Origin of the sequence: Plantactinospora sp. BC1, assembly GCF_003030345.1 — a bacterium.
GTDB lineage: Bacteria > Actinomycetota > Actinomycetes > Mycobacteriales > Micromonosporaceae > Plantactinospora.
In genome coordinates this window covers 6953223-6979333 of record NZ_CP028158.1, presented here as the reverse complement: position 1 = coordinate 6979333, position 26111 = coordinate 6953223, and the positions used below count along the sequence as shown (strand labels likewise).

Annotated in this window: 24 protein-coding genes and 1 riboswitch; of the genes, 17 read left to right on the top strand and 7 right to left on the bottom strand. The window is 70.3% G+C overall.

All coding sequences use genetic code 11. The annotated features are described in order from the left end of the window. Window positions 1-83 precede the first annotated feature (83 nt). Window positions 84-1205, top strand: a complete 1122-nt coding sequence (locus C6361_RS30610; RefSeq protein ID WP_159079573.1) for a glycosyltransferase family 2 protein — start codon at window positions 84-86, stop codon at window positions 1203-1205. Between the two features lie 102 nt (window positions 1206-1307). Here the strand turns inward: C6361_RS30610 and C6361_RS30605 are convergent, their stop codons facing one another. Beyond that, window positions 1308-2042, bottom strand: a complete 735-nt coding sequence (locus tag C6361_RS30605) for a polysaccharide deacetylase family protein (RefSeq protein WP_107271283.1) — start codon at window positions 2040-2042, stop codon at window positions 1308-1310. Between the two features lie 332 nt (window positions 2043-2374). Between C6361_RS30605 and C6361_RS30600 the strand changes: the two genes are divergently transcribed. The 3 genes from C6361_RS30600 (at window position 2375) to C6361_RS30590 (ending at window position 5430) form a co-directional block, all read left to right on the top strand. Next, window positions 2375-3403, top strand: coding sequence for an SDR family oxidoreductase (locus tag C6361_RS30600; protein ID WP_107263357.1), 1029 nt, complete (start codon window positions 2375-2377; stop codon window positions 3401-3403). A gap of 255 nt (window positions 3404-3658) precedes the next feature. Then, window positions 3659-3792: riboswitch (cyclic di-AMP (ydaO/yuaA leader) on the top strand. A gap of 3 nt (window positions 3793-3795) precedes the next feature. Beyond that, a complete protein-coding gene (locus C6361_RS30595) occupies window positions 3796-4818 on the top strand; it encodes a hypothetical protein (protein ID WP_107263358.1) in 1023 nt (340 codons plus the stop codon). A 96-nt stretch (window positions 4819-4914) separates the two neighbouring features. Beyond that, complete coding sequence (locus C6361_RS30590; protein ID WP_107263359.1) at window positions 4915-5430, top strand: O-acetyl-ADP-ribose deacetylase; 516 nt, start codon at window positions 4915-4917, stop codon at window positions 5428-5430. 2 nt (window positions 5431-5432) lie between these two features. Here the strand turns inward: C6361_RS30590 and C6361_RS30585 are convergent, their stop codons facing one another. Both C6361_RS30585 and C6361_RS30580 read right to left on the bottom strand, forming a co-directional pair. Continuing rightward, complete coding sequence (locus C6361_RS30585; RefSeq protein ID WP_107269860.1) at window positions 5433-6485, bottom strand: TrmH family RNA methyltransferase; 1053 nt, start codon at window positions 6483-6485, stop codon at window positions 5433-5435. Then, window positions 6478-7191 (bottom strand): hypothetical protein, encoded by a 714-nt coding sequence (locus C6361_RS30580; protein WP_107269859.1) that lies wholly within the window; start codon window positions 7189-7191, stop codon window positions 6478-6480. Before C6361_RS30580 ends, C6361_RS30585 begins: the two co-directional genes overlap by 8 nt. A gap of 130 nt (window positions 7192-7321) precedes the next feature. On the opposite strand from C6361_RS30580, the gene C6361_RS30575 reads away from it, so the two are divergent. Both C6361_RS30575 and C6361_RS30570 read left to right on the top strand, forming a co-directional pair. Next, the gene (locus C6361_RS30575) at window positions 7322-8086 is read left to right on the top strand and encodes a hypothetical protein (protein WP_107269858.1); all 765 of its coding nucleotides are present in this window, start codon (window positions 7322-7324) and stop codon (window positions 8084-8086) included. 292 nt (window positions 8087-8378) lie between these two features. Continuing rightward, window positions 8379-10631 carry a glycoside hydrolase family 127 protein gene (locus C6361_RS30570; RefSeq protein ID WP_199853133.1) on the top strand — a complete coding sequence of 751 codons (2253 nt, stop codon included), beginning with the start codon at window positions 8379-8381 and terminating at the stop codon, window positions 10629-10631. A 46-nt stretch (window positions 10632-10677) separates the two neighbouring features. On the opposite strand, the gene C6361_RS30565 is transcribed toward C6361_RS30570, so the two are convergent. Then, window positions 10678-11049, bottom strand: a complete 372-nt coding sequence (locus C6361_RS30565) for a VOC family protein (protein WP_107263364.1) — start codon at window positions 11047-11049, stop codon at window positions 10678-10680. A 67-nt stretch (window positions 11050-11116) separates the two neighbouring features. Between C6361_RS30565 and C6361_RS30560 the strand changes: the two genes are divergently transcribed. From C6361_RS30560 to C6361_RS30520, 9 genes are all read left to right on the top strand, one after another. Continuing rightward, on the top strand, window positions 11117-11908 hold the full coding sequence (locus C6361_RS30560; RefSeq protein ID WP_107269856.1) for a GntR family transcriptional regulator: 792 nt from the start codon (window positions 11117-11119) through the stop codon (window positions 11906-11908). Window positions 11909-12676: 768 nt separating this feature from the next. After that, window positions 12677-13273 carry a glucose-6-phosphate isomerase family protein gene (locus C6361_RS30555; RefSeq protein ID WP_199853132.1) on the top strand — a complete coding sequence of 199 codons (597 nt, stop codon included), beginning with the start codon at window positions 12677-12679 and terminating at the stop codon, window positions 13271-13273. A gap of 32 nt (window positions 13274-13305) precedes the next feature. Next, the gene (locus C6361_RS30550; protein WP_107269855.1) at window positions 13306-14343 is read left to right on the top strand and encodes an ABC transporter substrate-binding protein; all 1038 of its coding nucleotides are present in this window, start codon (window positions 13306-13308) and stop codon (window positions 14341-14343) included. A gap of 13 nt (window positions 14344-14356) precedes the next feature. Next, a complete protein-coding gene (locus C6361_RS30545) occupies window positions 14357-15961 on the top strand; it encodes a sugar ABC transporter ATP-binding protein (protein WP_107269854.1) in 1605 nt (534 codons plus the stop codon). After that, the gene (locus tag C6361_RS30540; protein WP_107269853.1) at window positions 15958-17013 is read left to right on the top strand and encodes an ABC transporter permease; all 1056 of its coding nucleotides are present in this window, start codon (window positions 15958-15960) and stop codon (window positions 17011-17013) included. Before C6361_RS30545 ends, C6361_RS30540 begins: the two co-directional genes overlap by 4 nt. A gap of 7 nt (window positions 17014-17020) precedes the next feature. Continuing rightward, window positions 17021-18616, top strand: coding sequence for a xylulokinase (gene xylB, locus C6361_RS30535; RefSeq protein ID WP_107269852.1), 1596 nt, complete (start codon window positions 17021-17023; stop codon window positions 18614-18616). Then, window positions 18613-19650 (top strand): phosphoglycerate dehydrogenase, encoded by a 1038-nt coding sequence (locus C6361_RS30530; RefSeq protein ID WP_107269851.1) that lies wholly within the window; start codon window positions 18613-18615, stop codon window positions 19648-19650. Before xylB ends, C6361_RS30530 begins: the two co-directional genes overlap by 4 nt. A gap of 132 nt (window positions 19651-19782) precedes the next feature. Beyond that, the gene (locus C6361_RS30525) at window positions 19783-20685 is read left to right on the top strand and encodes a shikimate dehydrogenase (RefSeq protein ID WP_107269850.1); all 903 of its coding nucleotides are present in this window, start codon (window positions 19783-19785) and stop codon (window positions 20683-20685) included. Window positions 20686-20698: 13 nt separating this feature from the next. Next, window positions 20699-21682, top strand: a complete 984-nt coding sequence (locus tag C6361_RS30520) for a phosphotriesterase (RefSeq protein ID WP_107269849.1) — start codon at window positions 20699-20701, stop codon at window positions 21680-21682. Between the two features lie 594 nt (window positions 21683-22276). Here C6361_RS30520 and C6361_RS37280 read toward each other — a convergent pair. Then, window positions 22277-23065 carry a hypothetical protein gene (locus C6361_RS37280; RefSeq protein WP_159079572.1) on the bottom strand — a complete coding sequence of 263 codons (789 nt, stop codon included), beginning with the start codon at window positions 23063-23065 and terminating at the stop codon, window positions 22277-22279. Then, window positions 23062-23643 (bottom strand): hypothetical protein, encoded by a 582-nt coding sequence (locus tag C6361_RS37275; RefSeq protein ID WP_159079571.1) that lies wholly within the window; start codon window positions 23641-23643, stop codon window positions 23062-23064. Before C6361_RS37275 ends, C6361_RS37280 begins: the two co-directional genes overlap by 4 nt. Window positions 23644-24120: 477 nt before the next feature. Here C6361_RS37275 and C6361_RS37270 point away from each other — a divergent pair, with 477 nt between their 5' ends. Continuing rightward, entirely contained in the window at window positions 24121-24894 is a 774-nt protein-coding gene (locus C6361_RS37270; protein ID WP_159079570.1) for a hypothetical protein, read from the top strand. Window positions 24895-25316: 422 nt separating this feature from the next. Here C6361_RS37270 and C6361_RS30510 read toward each other — a convergent pair whose 3' ends face one another. Then, window positions 25317-25598, bottom strand: coding sequence for a hypothetical protein (locus C6361_RS30510; protein ID WP_159079569.1), 282 nt, complete (start codon window positions 25596-25598; stop codon window positions 25317-25319). A gap of 287 nt (window positions 25599-25885) precedes the next feature. On the opposite strand from C6361_RS30510, the gene C6361_RS30505 reads away from it, so the two are divergent. Further along, window positions 25886-26062: a hypothetical protein gene (locus C6361_RS30505; RefSeq protein ID WP_234359121.1), complete on the top strand. Its 177-nt coding sequence runs from the start codon at window positions 25886-25888 to the stop codon at window positions 26060-26062. Window positions 26063-26111 lie beyond the last annotated feature (49 nt).

Genomic DNA, 26111 nt, shown 5'->3' with positions numbered 1-26111 from the left:
GTCACTCGCTAGTTACTGAACGCGTGGCGGCTGATTACTCGGCGCTACTATTCGGTCTCCGTCCTCCCCCGGAGGTTTCCACGGTGACCCTGCTCAGCGTGATAGTCCCGGTCTACCAGGTGCGGGCGTACCTGGCCGACTGCCTGGACTCCATCCTCGACGCGTCCTTCCGCGACCTCGAACTGGTGGCGGTGGACGACGGATCCCGCGACGGCAGCGCGGCGATCCTGGCCCGGTACGCCGAACGCGACTGCCGGCTGGTGGTGGTCACCCTCGACCAGAACCAGGGGCTCGGGGCGGCCCGCAACACCGGCCTGTCCCGGGCCACCGGCGAGTACGTGTGGTTCGTCGACGGCGACGACTGGCTGCCCGAGGGGAGCCTCACCGCCGTCGCCGAGCGGTTGACCCGGACCCGGCCCGACCTGCTGGTCACCGCGTACACCCGGTACTACCCGAACGGCGGGACCCGGCACCTGTCGCTCTCCCAGGTCGGTGCCGGAGGCCCGGGGCCGGATACCTTCACCCTCCGGCAGCGGCCGGCCCTGCTGTCGGTGCTGCACATCACCTGCAACAAGGTGATCCGGCGCCGGTTCCTCCTCGACCTCGGCCTGACCTTCGGACCCGGCTGGTACGAGGACGTCTCGTTCAGCTTTCCGCTGATGCTCGCCGCGCAGCGGATCGCCCTGCTGGACCGCTGCTGTTACGCGTACCGGCAGCGTCCCGAGGGTGCGATCACCGCGACGGTCAGCGACCGGCACTTCGAGGTCTTCGCGCACTGGGACCGGGTGCTGTCCGGGCTGGACGCCGACCCGGCGGTGCCGGCCGAACTGCGTCACCTGATCTTCCAGCGGATGATCTGGCACCTCTTGCAGGTGCTCGGCCATCCCCGACGGGTGCCGCCCGCGCGCCGCCGCGAGTTCTTCGCCGAGATCGTCACCCGGTACCGGGCACACCTGCCGCCCGCCGGCTACCAGCCGCCGGGCGGCGCCGTCGGGCTCAAGCACCGGCTGGTCGGTCGCGGAGCGTACGGGCTCTTCGCCGCGCTCCAGGCCGCGCGGCGGGCGCACGTCGGCGTGGTGACCCGGGTCCGGCACCCGCTGGGGTCGCGGCCGACGGCCGACGCCGCCGGGTCGGCACCGGTGGCCGCCGTGCCCGGCAGCCGGGTCGAGGCGGTACCCGGGGAGCTGACCGACCGGGTGAGTTGACCGACCGGGTGGGCTGAGCCCGCCGGGCAGTGGGCACCGGCACACCCCGGGCGAACCGCTGGTTGAGCCTGATCCCCGCGCTCTTGGCGCCGGGCGGCCGGATCAGCCGTGTTCGCCGAGCGGGCCGACCCGCCAGCCCCGGCGGAGGCACTCCTCCAGCAGGTGGGGCAGGGCGGCGAGGCTGGCCCGCCAGGCACCCGGCGCCGAGGTGCAGTCGGAGTCGTGCAGCAGCACGGTGCCGCCGCCGGCCAGCCCGTCGCGCAGCGTGTCGAGTACCGAGGAGGGGGTCGCCGACCGGGTCCAGTCCCGCCCCCAGCAGGTCCAGAGCACCGGGGTCAGGTCCAGCCGGCGCGCGGCGATCAGGGCGGCGCCGCTGAACACCCCGTACGGCGGGCGGAAGAACCGGGGTACCCGTCCGGTCACCGCTCCGATCAGTTCCCGGGTCCGGGCCAGGTCGCGGTAGGTGGCGTGCGGCCCCCGGAGCAGCAGGTTCTGGTGCGCCCAGCCGTGCACCGCGACCTCGTGCCCGGCGGCGACGAGATCCAGCCCGAGTTCCGGCGCGCGGGCCAGCATCGAGCCGAGCAGGAAGAACGTCGCCCGGGTCCGGTGTGCGGCGAGGGTCTCGACGAAGAGCGGGGTGGAGGCCGGGTCGGGGCCGTCGTCGAAGGTGAGCGCGACGTGCCCCGGCGAGCCGCGTCCGCTCAGCCGGGGAAAGAACCGCAGCCGTACCCGGGGCAGTACCGTCACGGCCGGCACCACCTGGACGGCCAGCGCGGCACCGACGGTCGCCGCCGGTACCGCGCCGCCGCGCACTTGTTCCTCCGCCCGCCGCACCATCACCCGCCGCACCCATCGCGGACGCCCGCCGCACCGTCACCCGCCGCACCGTCGTCCGCCGCACCCCTCGACGACGCCCGCCGCGTCGCGGACGCGGTTACCCGCCCGGCCGGGGTTCATCCTCACCCGGACGGGTGGCCCGGCCGGTCACTCCGACTGCCCGCCTCCTGCCCGGCTCCGCCTCTCCGCCTCTCCAGAGCCCCCGTCCGCACGTGCCGTGGCGGCCCGGCGTGCCGTGGCGGCCCGGCGACGGAGGGCGTCCGGGAGTTTGTCGGGGCGTCGGCCGGGTAGCCGGCGCGCGGCGACCGGGGAGGTTCGGGACGGGGGAGCGGATGCGGCGGCGACCTGCGGCGCGGGTGGCGGTGGTCACCGGAGCGAGTGCCGGGGTGGGCCGGGCCACGGCCCGGCTGCTGGCCAGCCGGGGGATGCGGCTCGCCCTGCTGGCCCGGGGCGACACCGGCCTGCGGGGCGCCGCCGAGGACGTCCGGGCGGCCGGCGGCGTGGCGCTGCCGATCGAGACCGACGTGGCGGACTACCGCCAGGTGGAGGCGGCGGCGGAGCGGGCGACCAGCGAACTCGGGCCCATCGACCTCTGGGTCAACAACGCCATCGTCTCGGTCTTCGCGCCCTTCAAGGAGATCGGACCGGAGGAGTTCCGGCGGGTGACCGAGGTCTGCTATCTCGGGTACGTCCACGGCACCCGGGCCGCCCTCGACCGGATGCTGGCGCGCGGCAGCGGCACGATCGTGCAGGTCGGGTCGGCACTGGCCTACCGGTCGATCCCGCTCCAGTCCGCGTACTGCGGCGCGAAGCACGCCATCGCGGGCTTCACCGAGTCGCTGCGCTGCGAACTGCTGCACGACCGGAGCCCGGTCCGGCTCACCATGGTGCACCTGCCGGCGGTGAACACCCCGCAGTTCGACTGGGTACTGTCCCGGCTGCGCAACCGCGCCCAGCCGGTGCCACCGATCTACCAGCCCGAACTGGCGGCCCGGGCCATCGTGCACGCTGCCGACCGCCCGGGCCGGCGGGAGTACTGGGTCGGCGCCTCGACGGTCGGCACCATCCTCGGCAACCGGCTGGTGCCCGGCCTGCTCGACCGGTACCTGGCCCGGACGGGGTACTCCGGCCAGCAGACGGAGCAGCCGGCCGAGCGGGGTCGACCGGCCAACCTGTGGCACCCGGTCGACGACGGCACCGGGGTGGACCGGGGCGCGCACGGCTCGTTCGACACGCCGTACCGGACACGGAGTCCGCAACTCTGGCTGTCCCAGCACCGGGGCGCGGTGACAGCGGGTCTGCTCTCGGCCGGTACGGTGGCCGGTGTGCTGTTCGGCACAACGCCCTGGCGCCGACGGTGACCGGGGAATCACGCCACCGACCAACCTGGACACGTTTCCGCACGTCAGACGGTTGATAACGCGCTTGGTAAATAGCCGACAGCAGCTAGTCGATAATGGCGGACAAAGCATGACCTTCGATGCGTCCGACGCGCCGTGATTACTGATAGTCGTTGTCCGGCAACGCTTTTACCCGCGAACGGGGCTTGCCATTCCGGAAGTGAAACCGGGTATGCTGTCTGCCGTTCATAGCCGCCGGATACCGCGTGGTGCCGGCGCTGATCGCCGCCTAATCGCCACCCGGCGAGCCGGGGACCCACGCACCCCTGGGGTGAATCCGCGCAAGCGGTAGGGACCACTTCCATCCCGAACCCGTCAGCTAACCCGGTCGGCGGCCGACGGAAGGGATACATGTGAGGGCACCCCTACGCCGAAGGCTGGCGACTGCCCTGGCACTGCTCACCGCCGCAGCTCTGGTCGTGGTCCCGTCGGAGGCGTCGGCGGCGCCCGCGCCGAAACCGGCCCCCCAGGAGGAGGCCGACTCGCCGGTGCTCGGAGACGTGCTCGCCAGCGCCGGCAAGCGGCTCGCCGAGGCGAAGGCCGAGCGCAGCAAGTCCCAGCGGCGGCAGCAGCAGCTCGGCAACCAGTTGAAGCAGGCGGAGGCCAGGCTGGCGGCGCTCACGCCGGAGGCGAGCCAGATCGCGGCCGAGTCCTACCGCAGCGGCAAGCTCAGCGCCATCTCGATGCTGCTGAGCAACAACTCGTCCGACTCCTCGTCGAACTCGTTCATCGAGCGGGCCTCGGCGCTCAACGAGCTGAACCTGTTCAACAACAGCAAGCTCCGGGCGCTCAACGAGGCGCGCAACGAGGTCGGCGCGGCCAAGAAGGCGATCGACGAGGAGGTCGCCAAGCAGGCCGCGCAAGAGAAGATCATCCAGAAGCAGCAGTCGGACGCGAAGAAGGCGCTCGCCCTGGTGGGCGGCAACTCGCGCCCCGACAAGGGGCTGGTGGCGGCCACCTCGCCGGTCGCCCGGCCGGGGCCGGGGATGGCGGACGGCTTCCCCGGGCTGCCGTGCAACAAGAAGGACCCGACCACCAGCGGCTGCATCACCGCCCGAACGCTCCACATGTACAACGAGGTGCGTCGGGCGGGCTTCAAGAGGTTCGTCGGCTGCTTCCGGCCCGGTGGGCCGTTCGAGCATCCGAAGGGCCGGGCCTGTGACTGGTCGCTGCGCAACTCCGGGTTCAGCCGGGCTGCCAACGACGACCAGATGAAGTACGGCAACGACCTGGCCGCGTTCCTGATCCGCAACGCGGACCGGCTCGGCATCCTCTACGTGATCTGGTACAAGGAGATCTGGTTCCCGGACGAGGGCTGGAGTTCCTACAGCGGTCCGAGTGACCACACCGACCACGTGCACGTCTCGATGCTGTAGCCCGAGCCAACGCCACCGCCCCGTCACCTGTCCGCTCAGGTGGCGGGGCGGTGGCGTTGTGCGGACAGGTCGCCGGTCGACTGGCATCATCGGCGGATGGCCACCATCGAAGTCGTGCTGGGCGACATCACCCGGGAGCACGTGGACGCGATCGTCACCGCCGCCAACGAGTCGTTGCTGGGTGGCGGCGGTGTGGACGGTGCCATCCACCGGGCGGCCGGTCCGCGGCTCGCCGAGGCGGGCGGGGCGATCGCCCCCTGCCCGGCCGGCGAGGCGGTGGCGACCCCGGCGTTCGACCTCGACCCGCCGGTCCGGCATGTCATCCACACCGTCGGCCCGGTCTGGGAGGGCGGCGGGTACGGCGAAGCCGAGCTGCTCGCCTCCTGCTACCGTCGCTGCCTCGCGGTCGCCGACGAGGTGGGCGCGCGCAGCGTCGCCTTTCCGGCCATCGCCACCGGGGTCTACGGGTTTCCGGCCGACCGGGCGGCGCGGATAGCGGTGCAGACGCTCCGCTCCACTCCGTCGGCGGTCGAGTCGATCCGACTGGTCGCCTTCGACGAGAAGACCCGGGGCCTGATCCAGGCGGCCCTCGACGGTGCCGACCCCGCCTGACCTCAGTACGACTCCAGCTCCGCCGGGGTGACCAGCTCGGCGTCCGGGGAGTCGCCCAGGGCGAGCGCGCTGTCGTAGCGGGGACGGTGCCGGGGTGCCGGGCCGGGGCGGCCGGGAGCACGGGTACCGAGCTGCCGGGCGACCTCGGCGAGCACGATCGCCGCGACCAGCCGGTACCGGTACGGCACGTTCGCCGCCGGCAGCTCCAGCCGGGCGAACTCCACCCTCGGGCCGAGCCGCCGCCACTGTTCGGCCGGCCCGGTCGCCTCCTCGTCCGGGATCACCAGCAGGGTCTCCGGGCCGCCGGTCAGGTCGACCCGGTGCAGCGCCGGACCGCCGACGTGCAGCCCGGCGACCACCACCCGCCGGGCCGGCAACGGCGGCTGCGCCGGTACCGGTACCACCTTCAGCGGGTTGCGGGAGCTGCGGGCGGCGGCCCGGGCCTCGGTGCGTACCGGGCGGGGCGTGCCCCACCACACCTTCGCCCGGTCGTCCAGTCCCACCGTCTGCCAGCCGAAGGCGGCGGCCGAGCGCAGCGTGCTGCCCGCCTCGACGTGGTCGCCGGGCCCGAGCAGGAGTACGGCCGGCCGGCGCGCACCGGGACGGGTGCCCCGGACGGTACGCCGGCCGACCGCCGCCAGCAGGTAGTGCAGGGCCACCGCCGCCGCCGAGGCGACGTTCAGGGTGTTCACCCCGCGACCCGTCATCGGAATCTGTACGCACCGGGTGGCCGCCCGCAGCACGTCCGGTCGTACGCCGAGCCGTTCGTTGCCGACCACCACCGACGGTCGCCCGGCCGGCGGCGCGGTACCGAAGACGGAGGTCGCGCCGGGTGCGTTCTCGACGGCGACGATCGGGGTCGACGCCGCCAGCAGCTCGGCGCTGTCGATGATGTGCAGCGGCCCGCCGGCCCGTTCGGCGGACCAGCGCCCGGCCAGCCCCCGGCCGTCCCGGAACAGGCACGGCACCCCGAACATCGCGGCGGCGTCCCGCAGCGCGTACGCGTTGGCCGGGTTCTCCAGACCGTCACCGACCAGCCGGGCCGGGCTATCCACGGGCGACCCCGGGCGCGGCGGCGGCTGTCCAGCGCTCCCGGCAGCGGGCCGCGAACCCGTCGGCGTAGCGCTCGTGGTCGGCGGTCCGGCGCACCCGGGCGGTCCGCCTGCCGCTGCCGTGCTGCACCAGGTGGTGGCCGATCTCGTGCAGCAGGCCGTCGAAGAGCAGGAAGTCGCGCAGCGTCGTACCGGGCCAGTCGATCCTGGTCGACGTCGCGGCGGAGTCGACCCGGGCACCGGCCCGCTCCAGTCGGGACCGGGACCGTGGCAGGAGTTGGCCGGGGACGGTCCAGGGTGGTCGCGGCTGCTCGTAGAGGATCACCACGCCCGGCACCAGTAGCGCCGCGAGGAGCGGGCCGGGCCGGTCGGCGCCGACGGCGTGCCGCAGTTCGACGGCGCGCAGCCCGTACCGCAGTTCGGGGCCGAAGAAGTCCAGCAGCCGGGTGACGTCGCCGACGGTCGCCGGATGCAGGAAGCCCGGCCGGGCCGGAGACTCCCGGATCGGGAGCCGGGGCGGGGGGTACGGGGTCGTCGGCCGGGCGATCGGCTCGGGCCGGTCGACCTGCTCGGGCGCGAGACGCTGCTGCTCCGCGAGGCGGGCACGGCGGCGCAGTACCCTCGGCTCGGCCGCGCGCCGGCCCCGGGGCGCGTCGAGTCGCCGGGCGGCGCGGCTCGGGTACGGGTCGGTGTGCAGGCTGCGGCTCACGCGGTACGGGATGGGGTTCGCATCGGCTCTTGGTACCAGTGCCCGGCGGGCGGCTCCATCGGATTTCGCGCGGCTCGGGCTTGTCCCGCGCGGTCGGTACGGTATTGACCGGCCTCGCTACGCTGCGGTCATGTCGCTCGGCGTGCTCCGGGCCGCCGCCCTGGCGCTCGGCATCGTTGCCTTCCTGAGCCGGTTCGCGGTGAGCTGGTGGGTGGAACCGGTGACCGACCGGATCGACCCCGCCGGCCTCGGCCTGCTGCTCCAACTGCTGGCGCTGTTCCTCACCCTGGTGGCGCCGCTCGTCGTCCTCATCCGGGTCGTCGCGCCGCTGCGGCGGCGGCCCGCCACCTTCCAGGTCGACGCCGCCGGCCGCCGGTTCGTCGTCGGGGGGTTTCCGCGCTTCCAGTGCGTCCTGACGATCTTCTTCCTCTGGAATGCCGCCGCAATGGTCGTGGTCGAGCGCGGACCGGCGCGGGACAGGCTCGGCTTCAACGAGTGGCCGTCCGAGAGCTACCACGGTGCGATGTTCGCCGTCCTCGTCGGGTGCGCGCTGGTCTCGCCGTTCCTCCGACGGGCAGGTCTGGTGCTGGCACCGACCGGGATCTCCGTGTCCGGGTTCCCGGGCGCGACCACCATCGACTGGGACGAGTTGGCGCCCGGTGGGCCGCCGCAGCCGGCACCGGTCAGCCCCCGCATCACGCTCTACCGCCGGGGCCGGCAACCCTGGTCGGGCCGTCCACCGGGTGTCGAGGAGCTGCCGGTCGGGCAGTTGAACGTGCAACCCGACTTCCTCGCCTCGGCGATCCGGGAGTACGTCGCACATCCGTCGTACCGGGCCGGGATCGGCACCGCAACCGAGCTGGCCCGGCTGCACGCCGAGTGCGGCTACCGCTGATCAGGTCCGCTCCGCCCGGCCGGTGACGGTGGACAGGCAGCCGAACTGTCGGCGGTCGATCGGGCCGGGAATTTCGACAACTGTCGCAATCATGGCCGGCCATGTCTCTGGTTGAATGTTAGCGATCACATCGGCGTCGACCTGCCGAGAGGTGACGAGGCGTCACCGCGCGCCCCGGAATGTCAGGCGCCGCAACGGATCGGGAGTCAGCCAGCACGTCGGTGCCTGCCGCGCCGCGATCTGCGTCAGCGGGCGCCGGGAGACATCAGAGCCACCACCGAGGAGGTTGACAGTGGTCGCAGACCAGCACGCACTTGACCGTCGCCGTTTCCTGCGTACCGTCGGCGCGGTGACCGCCGGCACCGTCGCCGCGACCCAGCTGCCCGGCGCGGCGGCATCGGCCGCACCCGCCCAGGCGGCACCGGCCCGCGCCGCCGCCGTCCCGGACGGGGCGGCGGTGACCGCCGCGACGTTGTCCCAGGGGGACTTCTACGACCGCAACCCGCGCTGGGTGGTGAAGCCGTTCGGGCTGGACCAGGTCGAACTGCTCGACGGTACGCTCTTCGCCGAGAAGCGGGACCGGATCCTGAACCTGCTCCGGGCGTACCCGGCCGACCGGGTGCTGCACAACTTCCGGGTCACCGCCGGGCTGCCGCTGCCGGAGGGGTCCACCCCGCCGGGCGGCTGGGACGATGCCACGGGCAACCTGCGCGGGCACTACAGCGGCCACCTGATCACCGCCTTCGCCCAGGCGTACGCCTCCACCGGCGACTCGGCCTACGGGGACAAGGTGGACTACATCGTCGCCGAGCTGGCCGCCTGCCAGGCGGCGATGGCGGCGAGCGGAAAATACAGCCACCCCGGCTTCCTGGCCGCCTACCCCGAGGACCAGTTCGTCCGGCTGGAGTCCTTCGCCACGTACCCGACGATCTGGGCGCCGTACTACACCTGTCACAAGATCATGCGAGGGCTGCTCGACGCGTACCTGCTGGCCGGGAACGCGCAGGCACTGACCGTGGTCACCGCGATGGGCGACTGGGTGCACAGCCGGCTCTCGGTACTGCCCCGGGAGACCCTGAACCGGATGTGGGCCATCTACATCGCGGGCGAGTACGGCGGGATGAACGAGGTGATGGCCGACCTACACGCCATCACCGGCGACCCGAAATACCTGGCCACGGCGAAGTGCTTCGACAACCGGCAGTCCCTCTTCGACGCCTGTGTGGAGGACCGGGACATCATCACCCGGCTGCACGCCAACACCCACGTACCGCAGTTCGTCGGCTACCTGCGCGTCTTCGACCAGGGCGCCGAGGAGACCTACCACGCGGCGACGGAGAACTTCTGGCACATGGTGGTGCCGCACCGGATGTACGCGCACGGCGGCACCAGCGGCACCTGGCCGGCCACCCCGGACCTGCCGGCGAACACCAACGCCGAACTGTTCCAGCCCCGGGGGAACATCGCGGGCTCGATCGCCGGGAACGGCGCCGAGACGTGTACGTCGTACAACCTGCTCAAGGTGGCCCGGAACCTCTTCTTCCACGACCCGGACCCGGCTTACATGGAGTACTACGAGCGGACGCTGCTCAACCACATCCTCGGGTCCAAGCGGGACAACGAGTCCACCAGCACCCCGAACGTCACCTACTTCCTGCCGCTGACCCCGGGCAGCAGCCGAGGCTACGGCAACACCGGCACCTGCTGCGGCGGCTCCGGCCTGGAGAACCACACCAAATACCAGGAGTCCGTCTACTTCCGGTCGGCGGACAACTCGACGCTCTACGTCAACCTCTACGTCGGGTCGGTGCTGACCTGGGAGGCGAACGGGTTCATCATCCGGCAGGAGACCGACTATCCGCGCAGCGAGCAGGCCAAGCTGACGGTGCAGGGCCGGGGACGGCTGGACATCCGGCTCCGGGTGCCGGGCTGGGCCGAGGGCTTCTCCGTCAAAATCAACGGGGTGGCCCGGAAGGGGAAGGTGACCCCGGGCAGCTACCTGAGCATCCAGCGGAACTGGAAGCCCGGCGACACCATCGAGGTGACGATCCCGTTCGTACTCCGGCTGGAGAAGGCGCTCGACGACCGGGACGTACAGGCGATCTTCAACGGCCCGGTGCTGCTGCCGGCGCTCGGCACCGGCAGCAGCTTCAAGGAGTTCTCGCTCTACCGGCACTTCACCCTGGCCGGTGACCTCTCCCGGGCGGTCGTACCGGCCGGCGACGGCACCTTCACCACCAACGAGCACACGCTGCGGCCGCTCTACATCGGCGACACCCAGGCGCAGCACGTCTATTTCCGGCGCTCCGAGCCGGCGATCGTCTTCGGCTCGCACGACTCCGGGGTCCCGAACCGGGAGCGGCCGGACGGCACGTCGTTCCTCGACGAGGTGTGGGCGGCGGCACCCTTCAAGAACCACAGCCAGTTCATGACGAAGGTCTCCCGCACCTCCACCGAGTGGGTGCAGGCCGGGTTGATCACCCGGGACGAACGCTGGGACATCATCACCGCCGCCGGCAACGCGGAGGACGAGCTGGGCTCCTGACGGGTACGCCATGACCTGACGCCACGCCGGAGGTGTGGCGTCAGGTCTAACCGTTCGGGCGCGACTCGATCGCCTGCAACGACCAGCGGTTGCCGTCCGGGTCGCGGAAGTAGACGAAGCTTCCCCACGGCTGTGCGTCGACGTCGCTCGCCTCGACGCCCGCCTCGACCAACTGCCGGCGCGCCGCCTCGGCGTCGGCCACCACGACCTGGATCTCCTGCGTGCCGGGCGTCTTGTCGGTGATGCCGTCGCCGATCACGATCGAGCAGGCCGAGCCGGGCGGGGTCAACTGCACGAACCGTAGACCCTCGTGCACTCTGTGGTCGTGGTCGGCGTTGAATCCCACCTTCTCGTAGAAGGTCTTGGCGCGGTCGACGTCGGTCACCGGCACCGGGATGAGTTCGATCTTCCAGTCCATCGGGCCAGCGTAGGGCGCGGGTATGACACACCGCCGCCCCGATCGTCGCCTGTTATCCTCTCATGACATGCAGGCAGGGGACCGGATCGACCGCGGCTCGCCGCTGCCGATGTATTACCAGCTCAAACAGTTGATCGTCCGGGACATCGAGCGTCGCCGCCTTCAGCCCGGCGACCGCCTGCTCGGCGACCACGAGCTGTGCGCCAGATACGACGTCTCACGTACCGTCGTCCGGCAGGCGCTGACCGACCTGGAGAACGAGGGCGTCATCGAGCGGGTCAAGGGCCGAGGGACCTTCGTCGCGCACCCGAAGACCGCCGAGGGGCTGGTGCAGTCGCTCACCGGGCTCTTCGAGGACGTCGCCGCCCGGGGCGGTCACCTGCGCAGCGAGGTACGCCGGGTCGAGGTGCTGCCGGCGGACGCCGCCGTCGCCGCCGACCTGGAGATCGACCCCGGCGAGTCGGTGATCCACCTGGAGCGGTTGCGCTTCGTCGACGACGAGCCGTGGGTCTGGACCGTCACGCACCTGCCGGCTGATCTGGCCCCCGGGCTGGTCGACGAGGATCTCACCGACCGGTCGCTCTATCAGGTGTTGGAGTCGTCCTACGGGGTGCGGCTGGTCCGGGGGGTGCGCTCGGTCGAGGCGGCGGTGGCCAGCGCCGCCCAGGCGAGGCTGCTCGGCATCCGGCGCGGCGATCCGGTGCTGGCGCTGCGCAGCATCAGCATCGGGGAGTCCGGCCGCCCGGTGGAGAGCTTCCTCGCCCTGCACCGGGGCGACCGCAGCCGGTTCCAGGTCGAGCTGACCCGCTCCACGGCCGGCGGCCGACCCGGCACTCCACTCGTACTCGTGAAAGCCTGACACGCCCCCACTCGGCACCTCCCCTCGCCCCCGTCCCTGCACCCGGCCCCGGGCCCCTTGGTTCTGCCTCGGCGTCCGAACTCGCGGTCGGGCGGTCAGGCGGTCGGGCGGTCGGGTGGTCGGGCGCGCAAGATTCTTGCCGATTTCTGGTTCGCTGCGCGCCCTTTCTTGCCAAGAATCCTGGCTGCCAGCGCCCTCGCCACCCACGACGGGCGCGCGCGGGGAGGGGGGGCGGCGAGCAGGGGTTGTCCGATCGCGCGCCTGTCGAGCTGCCCCGTCTGTGCGCCCACGAACCGCTGCCGGGCTCCAGGCCAGTAAGGAGTGCGAGGGCGGCCCGTCCGAACCGGTCCCGATCGCGAGACGCACGGCACTGTCCGCCGGTCACAGTCGCGGGGCGGACGGCAGCGTCCGCCGGTCACAGTCGCGCGGCGGACGGCAGCGTCCGCCGGCTCGGTCGAGACGGCCAAACTCCGCAGGCCACCTCCGCTGGTCTCGGATCCGCGAAGGCCATCATCCGCCGGCTGGTGATCGGCTGTCTCGCTGGGCGGCTGTCCGGAATGTCCCGCCCCGTTTGTGCACCCAGGTCGACAGTGTGCGCGACAGGGGATAACCCCGGTCAGGCGGCTCGGCCTCCGGGACGGTGCATCCTTCGCTGATCTCTACTGGAACCCTTGACATCCTGTAATGACAGGACGACAGTAACCCGAAACACGGCCGACACTGGACCGAGATGGGGACCGGAACGGAACCCGAAGAACGGGAGACGACGTGACCACCAGCGCCACCCCGCCGATCCAGCCCTTCGCGATCAGCTTCGGCGCCGACAACGCCACGCTGGAGCCGCAGGGCCAGGTCCTGACCCGGCGGATGTCCGACCTCAGAGGGCTCTTCGCCGACGGCGATGCCTGGGCGCGGGCGGTCGCCGACGGCGATCCGGTGGTCTACACGGTCGTCTCCTCACCCGTTCCCGAGGTCCCCCGGGAACTGCCGCAGTCGATCACGACGATCCAGCCGGGCGCCACCGGCGGCGAGTTCTGGATGACCAAGGGGCACCAGCACCCCGACCCGCAGGGCGAGATCTACCTCGGCCTGTCCGGGCACGGCGGTCTGCTGCTCTTCGACGGCGAGCGGGCCGAGTGGCTGGAGATGCGCCCGGGAACCATCGGCTACATCCCGCCCGGCTGGGCGCACCGCAGCGTCAACGTCGGCGACGAGCCGTACCGCTTCCTCGCCGTCTATCCGGGCAGCGCCGGGCACGACTACGGCTGGGTGCTCGAGCACGGCATGGGCCTGCGCGCCCGGCGCGTCGGGGACCCCGGTCGCCTCGACCTCGTCCCGTTCGGTGCACCGGCCGGCAAGCCCTGAACCAGCGCCAGCTTCCACGGATAGGAGACCAGATGGCAACGAAGAGCGTCTCACTCGGCGCGGCCGGGCTCGCCGCGGTCGTCACCCTGGCCGTCGGCGTCGTCGCCGGCCGGGCCTTCGGCGGCGGCTCGGACGACGACGGCGGTGGCGGGAACGCCGGTACGGCGGCGATCGCCGGTACGAAGATCGACGTCATCGTCAAGGCCACCGAGAGCGAGTTCTGGCAGTCGATGCTGGCCGGCGCGAAGAAGGCCGGCAGCGACCTCGGCGTCGAACTCGACCTGTTCGGCCCGACCTCCGAGGCGGACATCGAACCGCAGGTACGCCTGGTCGAGGATGCCATCTCGCGCGGCGCCAAGGCGATCGTGCTGGCCCCGAACTCCTCCACCGCGCTCAACGGCGTGATCGACCGGGCCCGGTCGGGCGGGATCAAGGTGATCGTCGTCGACAACGCGGTGCAGACCAAGGCCGACGGCTTCATCGGTACCGACAACGTCAAGGCCGGCGCCCAGGCGGGGCAGCGGCTCTGTGAACTGATCACCGAGGCCGGCAAGCCGAACGGCAAGGTGCTGCACGAGTCGGCCGTCTCCGGCGTACAGGTGCTGATCGACCGGTTCGAGGGGTTCAAGCAGGGGCTCGCCGAGAAGTGCCCGCAGGCGACGATCGTGCAGACCCTGGTCAACGACAACGACCTGAACAAGGCGGTCGGCCAGGTCAACGACGCGCTGACCCGGGTGCCGGACCTGGCCGGGATCTTCGCCGACAACAACACCTCCGGCGTCGGCACCGCCAAGGCGGTGCAGGAGAAGGGTGCCGCCGACCGGGTCGCGGTGGTGGCGTTCGACTCCGACCCGGCCGAGGTGGAAGCGGTACGGTCCGGCGGGATCGACGCGATCGTCGTACAGAACCCGTTCTTCTTCGGCTACCAGGGCGTGGTCGAGGCGGCGATGGCGGTCGCCGGCAGCAACGCGCCGCAGCGGCTCGACCCGGGCGCCGTACTCGTGGACAAGTCCAACGTGGACGCCGAGGACCTCAAGGCGCTGCTCAACCCGCCGAAGACCAAGGGCTGAGCGGGGAGGTGTGATGACCGAGCACCAGCCGGTGGTACGGCTGCGCGGAGTCACCAAGACGTACGGGCCGGTGACGGCGCTCGGCGACGTCGACCTGGAGCTGCTCCCCGGCGAGGTGCACTGCCTCGCCGGGGAGAACGGGGCCGGCAAGTCGACCCTGATCAAGGTGCTGACCGGCGCGGTCGCCCGAGACCGGGGCGAGTACTCGGTCGACGGGGTGCCGCTCGGGCCGCGCCCGTCCCCGGGGCAGACCCGGGACGCCGGGATCGGCGTGGTCTACCAGGAGCTGAGCCTGCTGCCCGACCTCAGCGTGCTGGACAACCTCACCATGGGCCGCTTCCCGCGCCGGTTCCTCGGTATCGTGGACCGGGCCGCGCAGCGGCGTACCGCGCTGGACCACCTGGACCGGGTCGGCCTGGCCGATCTCGACCTGGACCAGCCGGTACGCGCGCTGCCGACCGCCACCCGCCAGCTCGTCGAGATCGCCCGCGTCCTCGGCACCCGGGCCAAGCTGGTGATCTTCGACGAGCCGACCACCGCACTCTCGGAACGGGAGGCGGCGGCCCTGCTGGAGCGGGTCACCGCGCTGCGCGACGCCGGGCACACCGTGCTCTACGTGACGCACCGCCTCGAAGAAATGTTCGCGGTCGGGGACCGGGTCACCGTGCTCCGCGACGGCCGGGTGGTGGCGACCCGGCCGGTCGCCGACTACGACCACGACTCGCTGATCCAGGCGATGGTCGGCCGCCCGGTGCAGAACCTCTATCCCGGCGAGCGGCACGAGATCGGCCCGCCCCGGCTGGAGGTACGCGACCTGCGCATCCCCGGCTTCGCCGCCCCCGTCGAGCTGACCGTGCACCGGGGCGAGATCGTCGGGCTGGCCGGGCTGCTCGGCGCCGGACGTTCCGAGATCGTCCGGGCGGTCTTCGGCGCCGACCCGGTCGACGGCGGCGAGGTGCGGGTCGACGGTACGCCGATCCCGGCCGGCTCGCCCCGGGCGGCGGCCCGGCACGGCGTCGCGCTGCTCACCGAGGACCGCAAGGAGTCCGGGCTGCTGCTGGAACTCTCCATCGAGGCGAACGTCTCGATCGCCAGCCTCGGCCGGGTCGCCAGCGGGCCGGTACTGCGTGGCGGCCGGGAACGCCGGCACGTCCGGCAGGCGGTCGAGGGGCTGCGGCTGAAGTACGGCTCCTTCGACGACCCGGTCACCTCGCTCTCCGGCGGCAACCAGCAGAAGGTACTGCTGGCCCGCTGGCTCGGCACCGGCGCCAAGGTGCTGCTGCTGGACGAGCCGACCAAGGGCGTCGACGTCGGCGCCAAGGCCGACATCTACCAGGCGATCGCCGAGATGGCCCGGACCGGGATCGCCGTACTGGTGGTCTCGTCGTACCTTCCCGAGCTGCTCGGGCTCTGCGACCGGATCGTCGTGGTACGCGAGCGCCGGATCGTCGGCGAGCTGCCGGCGGCCGAGGCGACCGAGGAGGGCATCCTCCGGCTCACCAGCCCGCCGACCTCCGCCGCCGACCTGTCGACCCCGACGACCCCGACGACCCCGACGGCGCCGACCTCGTCACCGCAAGCCTCCGTGCCGCCCCGACCCCCGCTGGAGTCCCGATGACCACCCGCGACAGCAAAGTAGCCGAGGCCGCCACTCCGGACTCCGCCTCCGAGACGGCGGCCGGGAAGGGCACGACGGCCGAGCCGGAGGTACTCGGGCTGGGCAGCCTGCTCGGCCGGGGCTTCGGCGGGCTGCCGGTGCTCGTACTCCTGGTCCTGGGGTTGAGCCTGGCCACCGACACCTTCCTGACCGGCACCAACCTGGACAACCTCGGACGCCAGGTCTCGATCTACGCGATCATCGCGATCGGGCAGCTCCTGGTGATCCTCACCGCCGGCATCGACCTCTCGGTCGGCTCGGTGGTGGGCCTTTCCGGAGTGATCGCCGCGAAGGCGGTCTTCGACACCGCCGGCAGCGGATCGGTGCTGCTCGCCGTCGTGCTCGCGCTGCTCGCCGGTGCGGCGGTCGGCCTGGTCAACGGCGTGCTGGTGGCGATCCTCAAGATGCCGCCGTTCATCGTCACCCTCGGCACCCTGGGCATGGCCCGGGGGATCACCCTGCTCTACACCGACGGCCGGACCATCCAGCCGCTGCCGCGCTCCTTCACCTCGATCGCCGGCGGCGAGTTCCTCGGCGTCGCCAACCTGATCTGGTTGACCGTACTGATCGCGCTGCTGGTCGGCTTCGGGCTGCGACGCACGGTCTGGGGCCGCTACATCTACGCGGTCGGCTCCAACCCGGAGTCGGCCCGGCTCACCGGGGTACCGGTCCGGGCGGTGCTGCTCAGCGTCTACGCGCTCGCCGGGACGCTGGCCGCGCTCGGCGGCATCCTGCTCGCCTCCCGGCTCGGCAACGGGGTGCCGACCGCCGGCACCGGCTACGAACTCCAGGCCATCGCCGCCTGCGTGATCGGCGGGGCGAGCCTCTTCGGCGCCCGGGGCTCGGCGCTCGGCGCCCTGGTCGGGGCGCTGATCGTCGGGCTGCTCAACAACGGCGGCACGCTGCTCGGCATCGACCCGTTCTGGTTGCAGGTGGCGATCGGAGCGTTGATCCTGGTGGCGGTGGGGGTCGACCAGTTGCAGGGCCGGCGGCGCGTGCGTCGGGGAGCGTGAGCGGGCGATGCTGATCGCGCACGACCTCGGTACCACCGGCGACAAGGCGTCGCTGCACACCGACACCGGCGCGCTGGTCGGCGCGGTGACGGTGACCTACCCGACCCGGTACGCCCCCGGCGGCGTCGCCGAACAGGATCCGGCGCACTGGTGGCGCGCGCTCGCCGACGCGACCCGGCAACTGCTGGCCCGGCACGACGTCGACCCGGCGGAGGTCCGGGGGCTGGCGATCTCGGGGCAGATGATGGGGGCGGTACTGCTCGACGCGGCGTACCGGCCGGTGCGGCCGTCGATCATCTGGGCGGACACCCGGAGTGGGTCGCAGTGTGCCGAGCTGGTGGAGCGGATCGGAGCGGAGCGGGCGTACAGGGTGCTGGGGCACCGGCTCAATCCGACGTACTCGCTGACGAAGGTGATGTGGGTGCGTGACCACGAGCCGGAGGTGTTCGGGCGGGTCCGGCACGTCTGCCTCGCCAAGGACTATGCCGTCTACCGGCTGACCGGGCGACTCGCCACCGACCCGTCCGACGCCTCGTCCACGAACGCGTACGACCAGGAGCGGGGGACCTGGTCGGACGTGCTGCTCGGCGCGGCCGGGCTCGATCCGGCGCTGCTGCCGGAGATCGTCCCCGCCACCGCCGTGGTGGGCACCGTGACCTCGGCGGCGGCGGAGGCGACCGGGCTGCGGGCCGGTACCCCGGTGCTGATGGGCGGTGGGGACGGCCCCCTGGCGGCGGTCGGCGCCGGAGTCGTCTCTCCGGCCGACGGCGCGTACTGCTATCTCGGCTCGTCGTCCTGGATCTCGCTGGCCGCGCCGCGCCCGCTGCACGACCCGGCGATGCGGACGATGACCTTCGACCACGTGGTACCCGGGCACTACGTGCCGACCGCCACCATGCAGGCCGGTGGGGCATCGCTGGAGTGGATCGCCGACCTGCTGGAGCCGGCCGGTGACGGGGACCGGTTCGACCGGCTCGTCGAGGCGGCCGACACCGCCACGGCGGCCGGCGACGGGCTCTACTTCCTGCCGCACCTGCTCGGCGAACGGTCCCCGTACTGGGATCCGGAGGCGGCCGGGGCGTTCGTCGGGCTCCGCCGGCACCACGACCGGGCACACCTGGTCCGGGCGGTGTTGGAGGGGGTGGCGTTCAACCTGCTCACCTGCGTCGACGCGTTCCGCGAGCAGGGGATGCCGGTGGATCGGGTGGACGCGATCGGCGGCGGGGCGGCCAGCGACGCGTGGCTGCGGATCCTCGCCGACGTCTGGGGCGCCACGGTCCGGCGACGTTCCATAGTGGAGGAGGCGAACAGCCTCGGCGCGGCGGTGACGGCGGCGGTCGGGCTCGGCCTGGTCGACGACTTCGGCGCCGCCCGGGAACTCTCCGAGGTCACCGCCGAGTTCACGCCCGATCCGGGGCGACACGCCGACTACCGGCGACGGCACGCGATCTTCCTGGACGCGTACCGGCGGTTGGCGCCGTGGAACGCGACCCGGGGCGACAAGCCGGCGGGCGCCGAGTCGGGAAGCGGCGAGTCGGCGGGCGGCGAGTCGGGAAGTGGCAAGTCGGGAAGTGGCGAGTCGACGGGCGGCGGGTCGGCATGAGCGGGCGGCGGAACGTGCTGGTCACCTCGCGGTCGTTCTCGTCCGGCTCCCGGGACCTGCTCGGCGAGCTGCGCGCCGCCGGCCTCACGGTGGTACGCGGCCCGACCGACCACCGGCTCGACGAGCTGCGGCCGTTGCTGGCCGACGCTGTCGGCTGGATCGCCGGCACCGCGCCGGTGACCGAGGACCATCTCGCCGCCGCCCCGCAGCTCGCGGTGCTGGCCCGGCACGGCGTCGGGGTCGACGCGGTGGACCTGACCTCGGCGGCGGCACGTGGCATCGTGGTGACCAACACCCCCGGGGCGAACACCGAGGCGGTCGCCGACCTGACCGTCGGACTGCTCCTCGCCGTGCTGCGCAGCATCCCGGCCGGGGACCGCCGGGTCCGGGCGGGGGAGTGGAGCGTCTCCCGGGGCCGGGAACTCGGCTCGTCGACGGTCGGACTCGTCGGGTACGGCCGGATCGGGCGGGCGGTGGCGGAGCGGCTGCGCGGGTTCGGTGCCACGCTGCTGGCGTACGACCCGATGTTGGACACGGCGGCGATCCGGGCGGCGGGTGCCGAACCCGCGGACCTGGCCGACCTGCCCCGCCGCTGCACGGCCGTCTCGCTGCACGCCCCCGGCGGCGGCCGGCCGCTGGTCGACGCCGAGTGGCTGGCCGGGGCCCGGGACGGACTGCTCCTGGTCAACACCGCCCGCGCCGACCTGGTCGACGAGCCGGCCCTCGCCGAGGCGCTGCGTGCCGGCACGATTGCCGGGTATGCCGCCGACACCCTCGACACGGAGTCGACGGGTGCCGGTTCGCCGCTGCTCGCCGAAGATCTGGCCGACCGGGTCGTCCTGACCCCGCACCTCGGGGCGCAGACCGTGGAGGCGATCGACCGGATGGGCTCGCTCGCCGTGGCCGACCTGCTGGCGGTGCTCGGCGGCGATACTCCAAAGCATCCCGTCCGGACGGCCGGCGGGCCGGGCTCGGCCTCAGCCTCGGGCTCCGGCTCCGGCTCCGGCTCGGGCTCGGGCTCGGCCTCGGGGTGAGCGGCCGGGAGACTGACGGGCGGGGCGAGGGCAAGGGCAAGGGCAAGAGGGGGATCAGCGGTGGACGCGGCGAGGATTGACGACGGCGAACGCAGCGGATCGGCTGACGGGGGGTCGGACGGAGCCGGCTACATGGGTTTCGTCGGGGTCACCACCGGCGGCTCGTCGATCAACCGGGTCTTTCCGAGGTGGGCCGAGATCCTCGGCCTGCCGACCGACCGGCTGGTCGGGCACGACCTGCCGCTGGACGCCGACGACGCGCAATATCGAGACCTGGTCAAGCGGATCCGGGACGATCCGGCGCACCTGGGCGCGCTGGTCACCACCCACAAGCTCCGGCTCTATCAGGCGGCGCACGACCTCTTCGACGAGGTGGACGACTTCGCGCAGCTCTGCGGCGAGATCTCCAGCATCGCGAAGCGGGACGGCCGGCTGCGCGGCGGCGCCAAGGACCCGATAACCGCCGGGCTCGCCGTGCGGGACTTCCTGCCGGACGATCATTTCGGGGCGACCGGGGCCGAGGTGCTCTGCCTGGGCGCGGGCGGCGCCGGGACGGCGCTGGTCTGGTACCTCGGCCAGCGCGTCGACCGACCGCGCCGGATCGTCTGCACCGACACCGACCCGAGCCGGCTCGCCCACCTGCGCGACGTCGTCGAGCGGGGCGGCCTGCCGGCCGACCTTGTCGGGTACCGGCTCGTTGCCGATCCCGGCGACGTTGGCGCGGTGCTCGATGCGCTGCCGGACGGCAGCCTGGTGGTCAACGCGACCGGCCTCGGCAAAGACCGGCCCGGGACGCCGCTGCCGCCCGGGGTTCGGTTGCCCCGGGACGGCTACGCCTGGGACTTCAACTATCGGGGGAGCCTGGAGTTCCTGCACCAGGCTGCTGAGCAGCAGGACGAGCGCGGGCTGACCGTGGTCGACGGCTGGCGGTACTTCATTCACGGCTGGAGCCAGGCGATAGCCGAGATCTTCGACGTACCCGTGGATCCCCGGACGGTGCGGAGGCTGTCGGCGGCGGCCGAGGCGGTGCGGTGATCGGGGTCAGCTCGTGAGCTTCGTTCGGACCGTGCTCGGCGACGTGCCGCCGGAGTCGCTCGGCCCGACCGACTATCACGAGCACCTGTTCCAGGTCACTCCGCTGCTGCCCGGCGACGAGCTGGACGACGAGGCGGCCAGCCGGACGGAGACCGGGCTGCTGTTCGCCGCCGGCATCACCGCGATGGTCGAGGCGACGCCGGTCGGGCTGGGTCGCGATCCGGCGGCGGTGGCCAGGATCAGCGCCGCGACCGGGATGCGGGTGGTGGCGACCACGGGCGCGCACCGGGAGGCGCACTACGGGCCGGACCATCCGCTGGTCACCGCTTCGGAGTCGGACCTCGCCGCGCGATTCCGGGCGGACCTCGTCGACGGCTGCCCGGCCCGGGACATCGAATCAGCTTCTGCGGGTACGGGGGTTGCGCTGGATCCGGAGGGGCGGCCGGTGCGGGCCGGGCTGCTCAAGGCGGGAATCGGGTACTGGTCGATCAGTGCGTTCGAGCGGCGGGTGCTCGGGGCGGTGGCTGCGGCGCACCGCGCGACCGGTGCTGCGGTGATGGTGCACCTGGAGCACGGGAGTGCTGGTCACGAGGTGCTCGACCTGCTCGGTGCGGAGAGTGTCGATGCCGGGCGGGTGGTGTTGGCGCACGCGGATCGGAACCCGGACCCGAGGCTGCACGTGGAACTCGCCCAGCGGGGCGCGTACCTCGGCTACGACGGGATGGCCCGGCACCGGGAGCAGCCGGACAGTGCGCTGATCGAGTTGATCGAGGCGGTGTGTGGGGAGGGGATGGCCGATCACCTGCTGCTCGGCGGCGACGTGGCGCGCCGCAGCAGGTACGTCGCGTACGGCGGGATGCCGGGGCTGGCGTACCTGCCGGACCGGTTCCTGCCCCGGCTGCGGGCGCGACTCGGCCCGGAGGTAGTGCGGCGGATCGTAGTTGACGCGCCTGCCCGAGTACTCACCTGGAAGACCACCACGGAGGTACTCGGATGACCTCAGCCGAGCGACCGGTTCCGGCAGCTCCTGGGCGGTCTCGGCGAAGTCGGGTTCGGTGCTGTCGTGCAGAGTCGAGACTGTCGATCCCGCCTGGTTGTGTCGCATACGTTGACGGGCTGATCTTGCCCGTGACGCGGCCACTCGATGGTGTGAGATCGGCTGACCCCAGTGGGGGACAGCTAGGGCATCGCCGACCGGGCCTTGTAACCGTATCAGTGCGGAACAGTCGCCGTCGGCGGACAAACGCGCCCGCGCAACCGGAAACCGGTCGGGCGCGTCGGACCATGAGGCAATGTTTGCAGCCTCGGGGTGGGAACTGCGAGCCGGCGGTCACAGCGTCCGCCACGACTGTTAGAGTCAACTAGTTCGCCCGTTCGATAATGTTAGAACATTGACCGACCTGCCAGCGTCTAGGCGTCAGACGGGCCAAATGGGACGGCCTCCGGGTCATCGGGCTGACTCCCCCTACTCCCAATGCCGGCGCGCATCACCCTGCCCTGAGTAGCCCGCTAAGCTACTCCGAAGCCTGTCATAAGGGTGTGTGTCCGAGGTCCCTCCCCAGCCTTGACGATTGAGTAGTCTGATCCATACCTACGACGGAATGGCGGTTTCCGTTACGGGGGGATCGAACAACCGCTTGGCTTCGACTACTCTCTGGCCCGCGTAGGTTATAAGAGCCACTTCACCATCCAAGTGTACGAGGGCCTTTGTTTCAAGTGTCCGCAGCGTTCGCCGCAGGTTAGCTCTCATGGAGCTAGGGATCCAAGCGAGCAGATCCGGTATTGGAACACCTGCGGCTCCGGCATGGTAGAGTAGCACCAGCACAAACTCGCCAGCCCTTAGGTCCGTGCGCAGAACTTTCGGATACCGCCCAAATATCTGGACTACCGGAATCTGTCGAGTTACGAGACCGTCAATCATCGCTTGGATATCTTTGCTGGAAGATCCGGCACCTAGTCTCACGAATTCGGCAAGAACCCAGTCCAGTATCGATACCACAAGGGTCGCGTCCTGAAGGTTCGGATCGACGCCGTCGGCGAGGTGTGCCGCATCCCTACTGTTGCGAATGTCGTACACCACTCGCAGCGCCCGAGGAATATAGATCCTTAGTGACTTGGGGAAGCCGCTAGACGGTAATCCACTCAGCTGCTTCGCCACCTTCTCGGTGTCCAGTACCTCTCCGATTGGAGTGAAGGCACCTTTAGTTCTGAGCTCTAATATTCGGTACGCCGCTTCACAAAAACGTCCACCTTCCACCGCACTCAAACGGTGCCCACCCAGGTAGAAATTGCGCTTCGCCTCGTCGTATGCAAGTAAGAGTTCCTTCACGAGAGCTGTATCATAAGCTTCTTCGAGAAGAGCGGTAATGCGCCCTGTCATGATTCGTCCTTATCGCGAGGTGCCACCTTCTTCGCCGCCGTTGAGGAGCGCTTTGGCTTATAGGGATGTTCGTGAAGTGCAGCTTTCACGGCCTCTCGATCCGGCAACGCTTCGACAAGGGCCTCTCCGCGGACCGTAAGCTGCTTCGCGCCTTTTCCTGCAGACACTATGTACCCATTCTGACGGTCGGCATTATCGACGTCGCGAGACGGGTTGCCGAACTTGTGTGCGGCCGCCTCGGTATTCAGAGCAACAATGTCAGGAGTTTTGAAGTGACGAGTGTCGCGATAATGGGTGAGGTAGTAGCCTAGGCAGGCTATACGTTCGACCAGTGACTGTGGCTTCTTCTGGCTGATGAACTCCCTGGGGCTCAGGAAGTCCTTTGTGTCATCGAGCGATGCCGTTGGACCTACGGAGACCGATGGCGTTCTTCGCGATTCCACCGATTCCTGTCGGATCCCCTCGATCCCCAGCGCCTCTCCAAGCCATCTCAACGCACGTATTTGTGCGTCTTCCTCTAGGGGTTCGAACGCAGCGTACGCGGTCTCCATCGCACGCAGCTCGGTGAAACCAACCATCCTTCGAACATATGAACGATCGTCACCAGATGCTTGATGATCGGATAGCCCCTCAGTGGCTGGTGCGCTGGTCTCGTGACCAGCGCTTTCTGCTTGGATCATGGTACTCCTCCTGCGAGACTTTCCGTGGGCCCTTCTTGACGCTTCGAGTCCTGCGGGTACAACCTCATACCCGGAACGTCGCGCTTACGTCGCGCCGGCTCCAACCGTCACTACCAATACGACGTTCGGGCAGGTCAGTCGGGCCTTCGCCCGGCTCCGCCACGAACGAAGCAGGCTACTGAGTCTCTACGAGAAGCGGGGGAGCGGGAGGTCAACATGTTGTCGCCGGGAAACCCGCGACCCAGCCAAAATGTTTCCCGAACAAGCGCCCTGCTTCGGGATCTACTCACTACCGACCCTCGTTACAGGCGACAGTGGCGCGCCCGAGCCATGCGCAGCCGGAGCGATCTGAGCCAAGCGGCAGTCGCTAAGGTAGTGGAACTTTACTTGTGGGATAGCGGCGAGCGCAGTGAGAGCGCAACCTCCTTGGCGCGACAGTTGAAGGATCGCATTTCAAGAGCCCTGAACGGTTTGTCGCTATCCGCACAGACGCTTCAATGGATCATTGATGCCTTCGGTATGGACCAGAACGATCAAGAGCGCCTTTGGGAAGTTTTTTCGGGAAGGGCGGGGCATGGAGGAGGGGGAATATCACACACATTACGTCGACGGCGGGAAATGATCAGACGTCAATGCCATCGAACGGTTAGCCTTGTGGAGCGCTACACCGTTGGCCCTGATGGTGCGATGCTCTTCAGGCGCACCCTGCACACTATACGTGCCATCGAAGATGGCGTCGATATCTATATATTCAATCATGAGCCGGAGGCGGATAAGATCGACGTCATGCATGGAGGAAGGATTGGAAGACGGTATGAATATGGCGAAGGCCTCCATAGTGCGGAGATTATTTTGGATAGCGCCTTACTGAAGTTTGAATCGACAGCACTAGAATATCGAGCTCATTTCACGCAAGGGGTGTCGCGTCTTTCCGAGGTGAGAAGGACCGCATTTGCCCGAGTCGAAAATATCGACATGGCCGTCGAGTTTCAGGGCGCAGCCCCACGGGATGCGTGGTGGTGCGTCTGGGATGATCAGATAGGAGGAACATTAGTCGAAGAAGAAAGGACGGAGATTAGGAACGGCATTGTGCGGAAATATATCCCCTTCATTGAGGAGACAGTGACCGGGTTTCGTTGGCAGTGGTAGCCCCTGGGGAAGGTCTCCGGGCACACGTCGCTCCCGTTATCGCCCTCTGCTCTGACTGGCGGCTCGATCGGTTGAGGGTACGGGCTCTGTCGTCCTACTTACCGCTCACTGCAGTAAGGGACTCGAGTATCATGCCCTTTTGGGCTGGGTAATAAACAATGGTGGTCTCGCCGTAGCGACCCCGAACGGGCTCAACCCCGGCGTTCTCATCGTACTATCTCGGGCAGCACATCGCTTTGATTCTTACGAGCGCGTCATATGTGCGGGCGGAGCCATCGCGACTTTTCGATTGCTGGACGAAGAGGGGTTCCAGAGGTCGGTCAGGGATAGGTGCTGCCGCGACGATCCAAACCTGGATGGCTTTACAGCGGCAGTGCCGGTACGGGTCGCGGCGCCGGGCTGGCCCTTGAACTCGGCCTGAGCTAAAAGATGGGTATGTCGGCCCCGAGATCGCGGAGCCGGTCCGGCTGGACGTACAGGGCTGCTCGGACGGCTGCGAACGACACGCCTGGTGCACGTCTGGTTCGTTCGACGTCACGGACGATCCGGCTGATCATCCCGAGCCGGACCTTGGCCTCGGTCAGCCGCGACTGAAGGTTGCACAGGGCCTGCTGGCAGGAGGCAAGTTCGGCTTTCAGTCGCTCGTTCTGTTGTTCCAGCGTCATCGGTGGCGGCGGGTCAGAGCTGTACGCATCCACTCGCACGGGTTTGCCCTCCTCGCTGGGGTAGGCGGGTGGGGGCTGCTGCCAGGCGCCGGAGGACCTGAGAGAAGGGCCGGCAGCAGCCCCGTGTTCGGCACCCTGCCCGACCGCCTGCGATGGCCACCCGGACAACGGCCTGGTCGGATCCTCTCCCGTCTCTGATGACCTGTCAACATGTGCGCGTTACATTATGCGCGCTGATATGGGTAGACCAGCGTGTGCCTACCGTCGTGTGGATGGGACAGGACCCTCCTCCGGGGCCTCTGGTTGGCCCGGCCGAGATACTCCAGATGCTCGGCGTCGGCCGGTCGCGGCTGCGGCAGATCACCGCGGATCGCCGGTTCCCCGCGCCGTTCCAGACCTTGATCGCTGGCTCGGTTTGGCTGCGTAGCGACGTCGAGGAGTACATCCGGAAGTACCGGCCTCAGCAGCTCAAGGACCGGGACGACGAGGACGAGCAGGCGTAGCAGCCTGCGGATTACGAGGTCGTAGATCCGCCGTTACCCGTACGGCGCT

Coding starts and splice junctions, on each gene's coding strand:
- C6361_RS30540 (WP_107269853.1), top strand. CDS start 15,958: ATGACCACCCGCGACAGCAAAGTAGCCGAGGCCGCCACTCCGGACTCC.
- xylB (WP_107269852.1), top strand. CDS start 17,021: ATGCTGATCGCGCACGACCTCGGTACCACCGGCGACAAGGCGTCGCTG.
- C6361_RS30590 (WP_107263359.1), top strand. CDS start 4,915: ATGGCCACCATCGAAGTCGTGCTGGGCGACATCACCCGGGAGCACGTG.
- C6361_RS30575 (WP_107269858.1), top strand. CDS start 7,322: ATGTCGCTCGGCGTGCTCCGGGCCGCCGCCCTGGCGCTCGGCATCGTT.
- C6361_RS30550 (WP_107269855.1), top strand. CDS start 13,306: ATGGCAACGAAGAGCGTCTCACTCGGCGCGGCCGGGCTCGCCGCGGTC.
- C6361_RS30525 (WP_107269850.1), top strand. CDS start 19,783: ATGGGTTTCGTCGGGGTCACCACCGGCGGCTCGTCGATCAACCGGGTC.
- C6361_RS30600 (WP_107263357.1), top strand. CDS start 2,375: ATGCGGCGGCGACCTGCGGCGCGGGTGGCGGTGGTCACCGGAGCGAGT.
- C6361_RS37275 (WP_159079571.1), bottom strand. CDS start 23,643: ATGGTTGGTTTCACCGAGCTGCGTGCGATGGAGACCGCGTACGCTGCG.
- C6361_RS30530 (WP_107269851.1), top strand. CDS start 18,613: ATGAGCGGGCGGCGGAACGTGCTGGTCACCTCGCGGTCGTTCTCGTCC.
- C6361_RS30605 (WP_107271283.1), bottom strand. CDS start 2,042: ATGGTGCGGCGGGCGGAGGAACAAGTGCGCGGCGGCGCGGTACCGGCG.
- C6361_RS30560 (WP_107269856.1), top strand. CDS start 11,117: ATGCAGGCAGGGGACCGGATCGACCGCGGCTCGCCGCTGCCGATGTAT.
- C6361_RS37280 (WP_159079572.1), bottom strand. CDS start 23,065: ATGACAGGGCGCATTACCGCTCTTCTCGAAGAAGCTTATGATACAGCT.
- C6361_RS30565 (WP_107263364.1), bottom strand. CDS start 11,049: ATGGACTGGAAGATCGAACTCATCCCGGTGCCGGTGACCGACGTCGAC.
- C6361_RS30505 (WP_234359121.1), top strand. CDS start 25,886: ATGCTCGGCGTCGGCCGGTCGCGGCTGCGGCAGATCACCGCGGATCGC.
- C6361_RS30545 (WP_107269854.1), top strand. CDS start 14,357: ATGACCGAGCACCAGCCGGTGGTACGGCTGCGCGGAGTCACCAAGACG.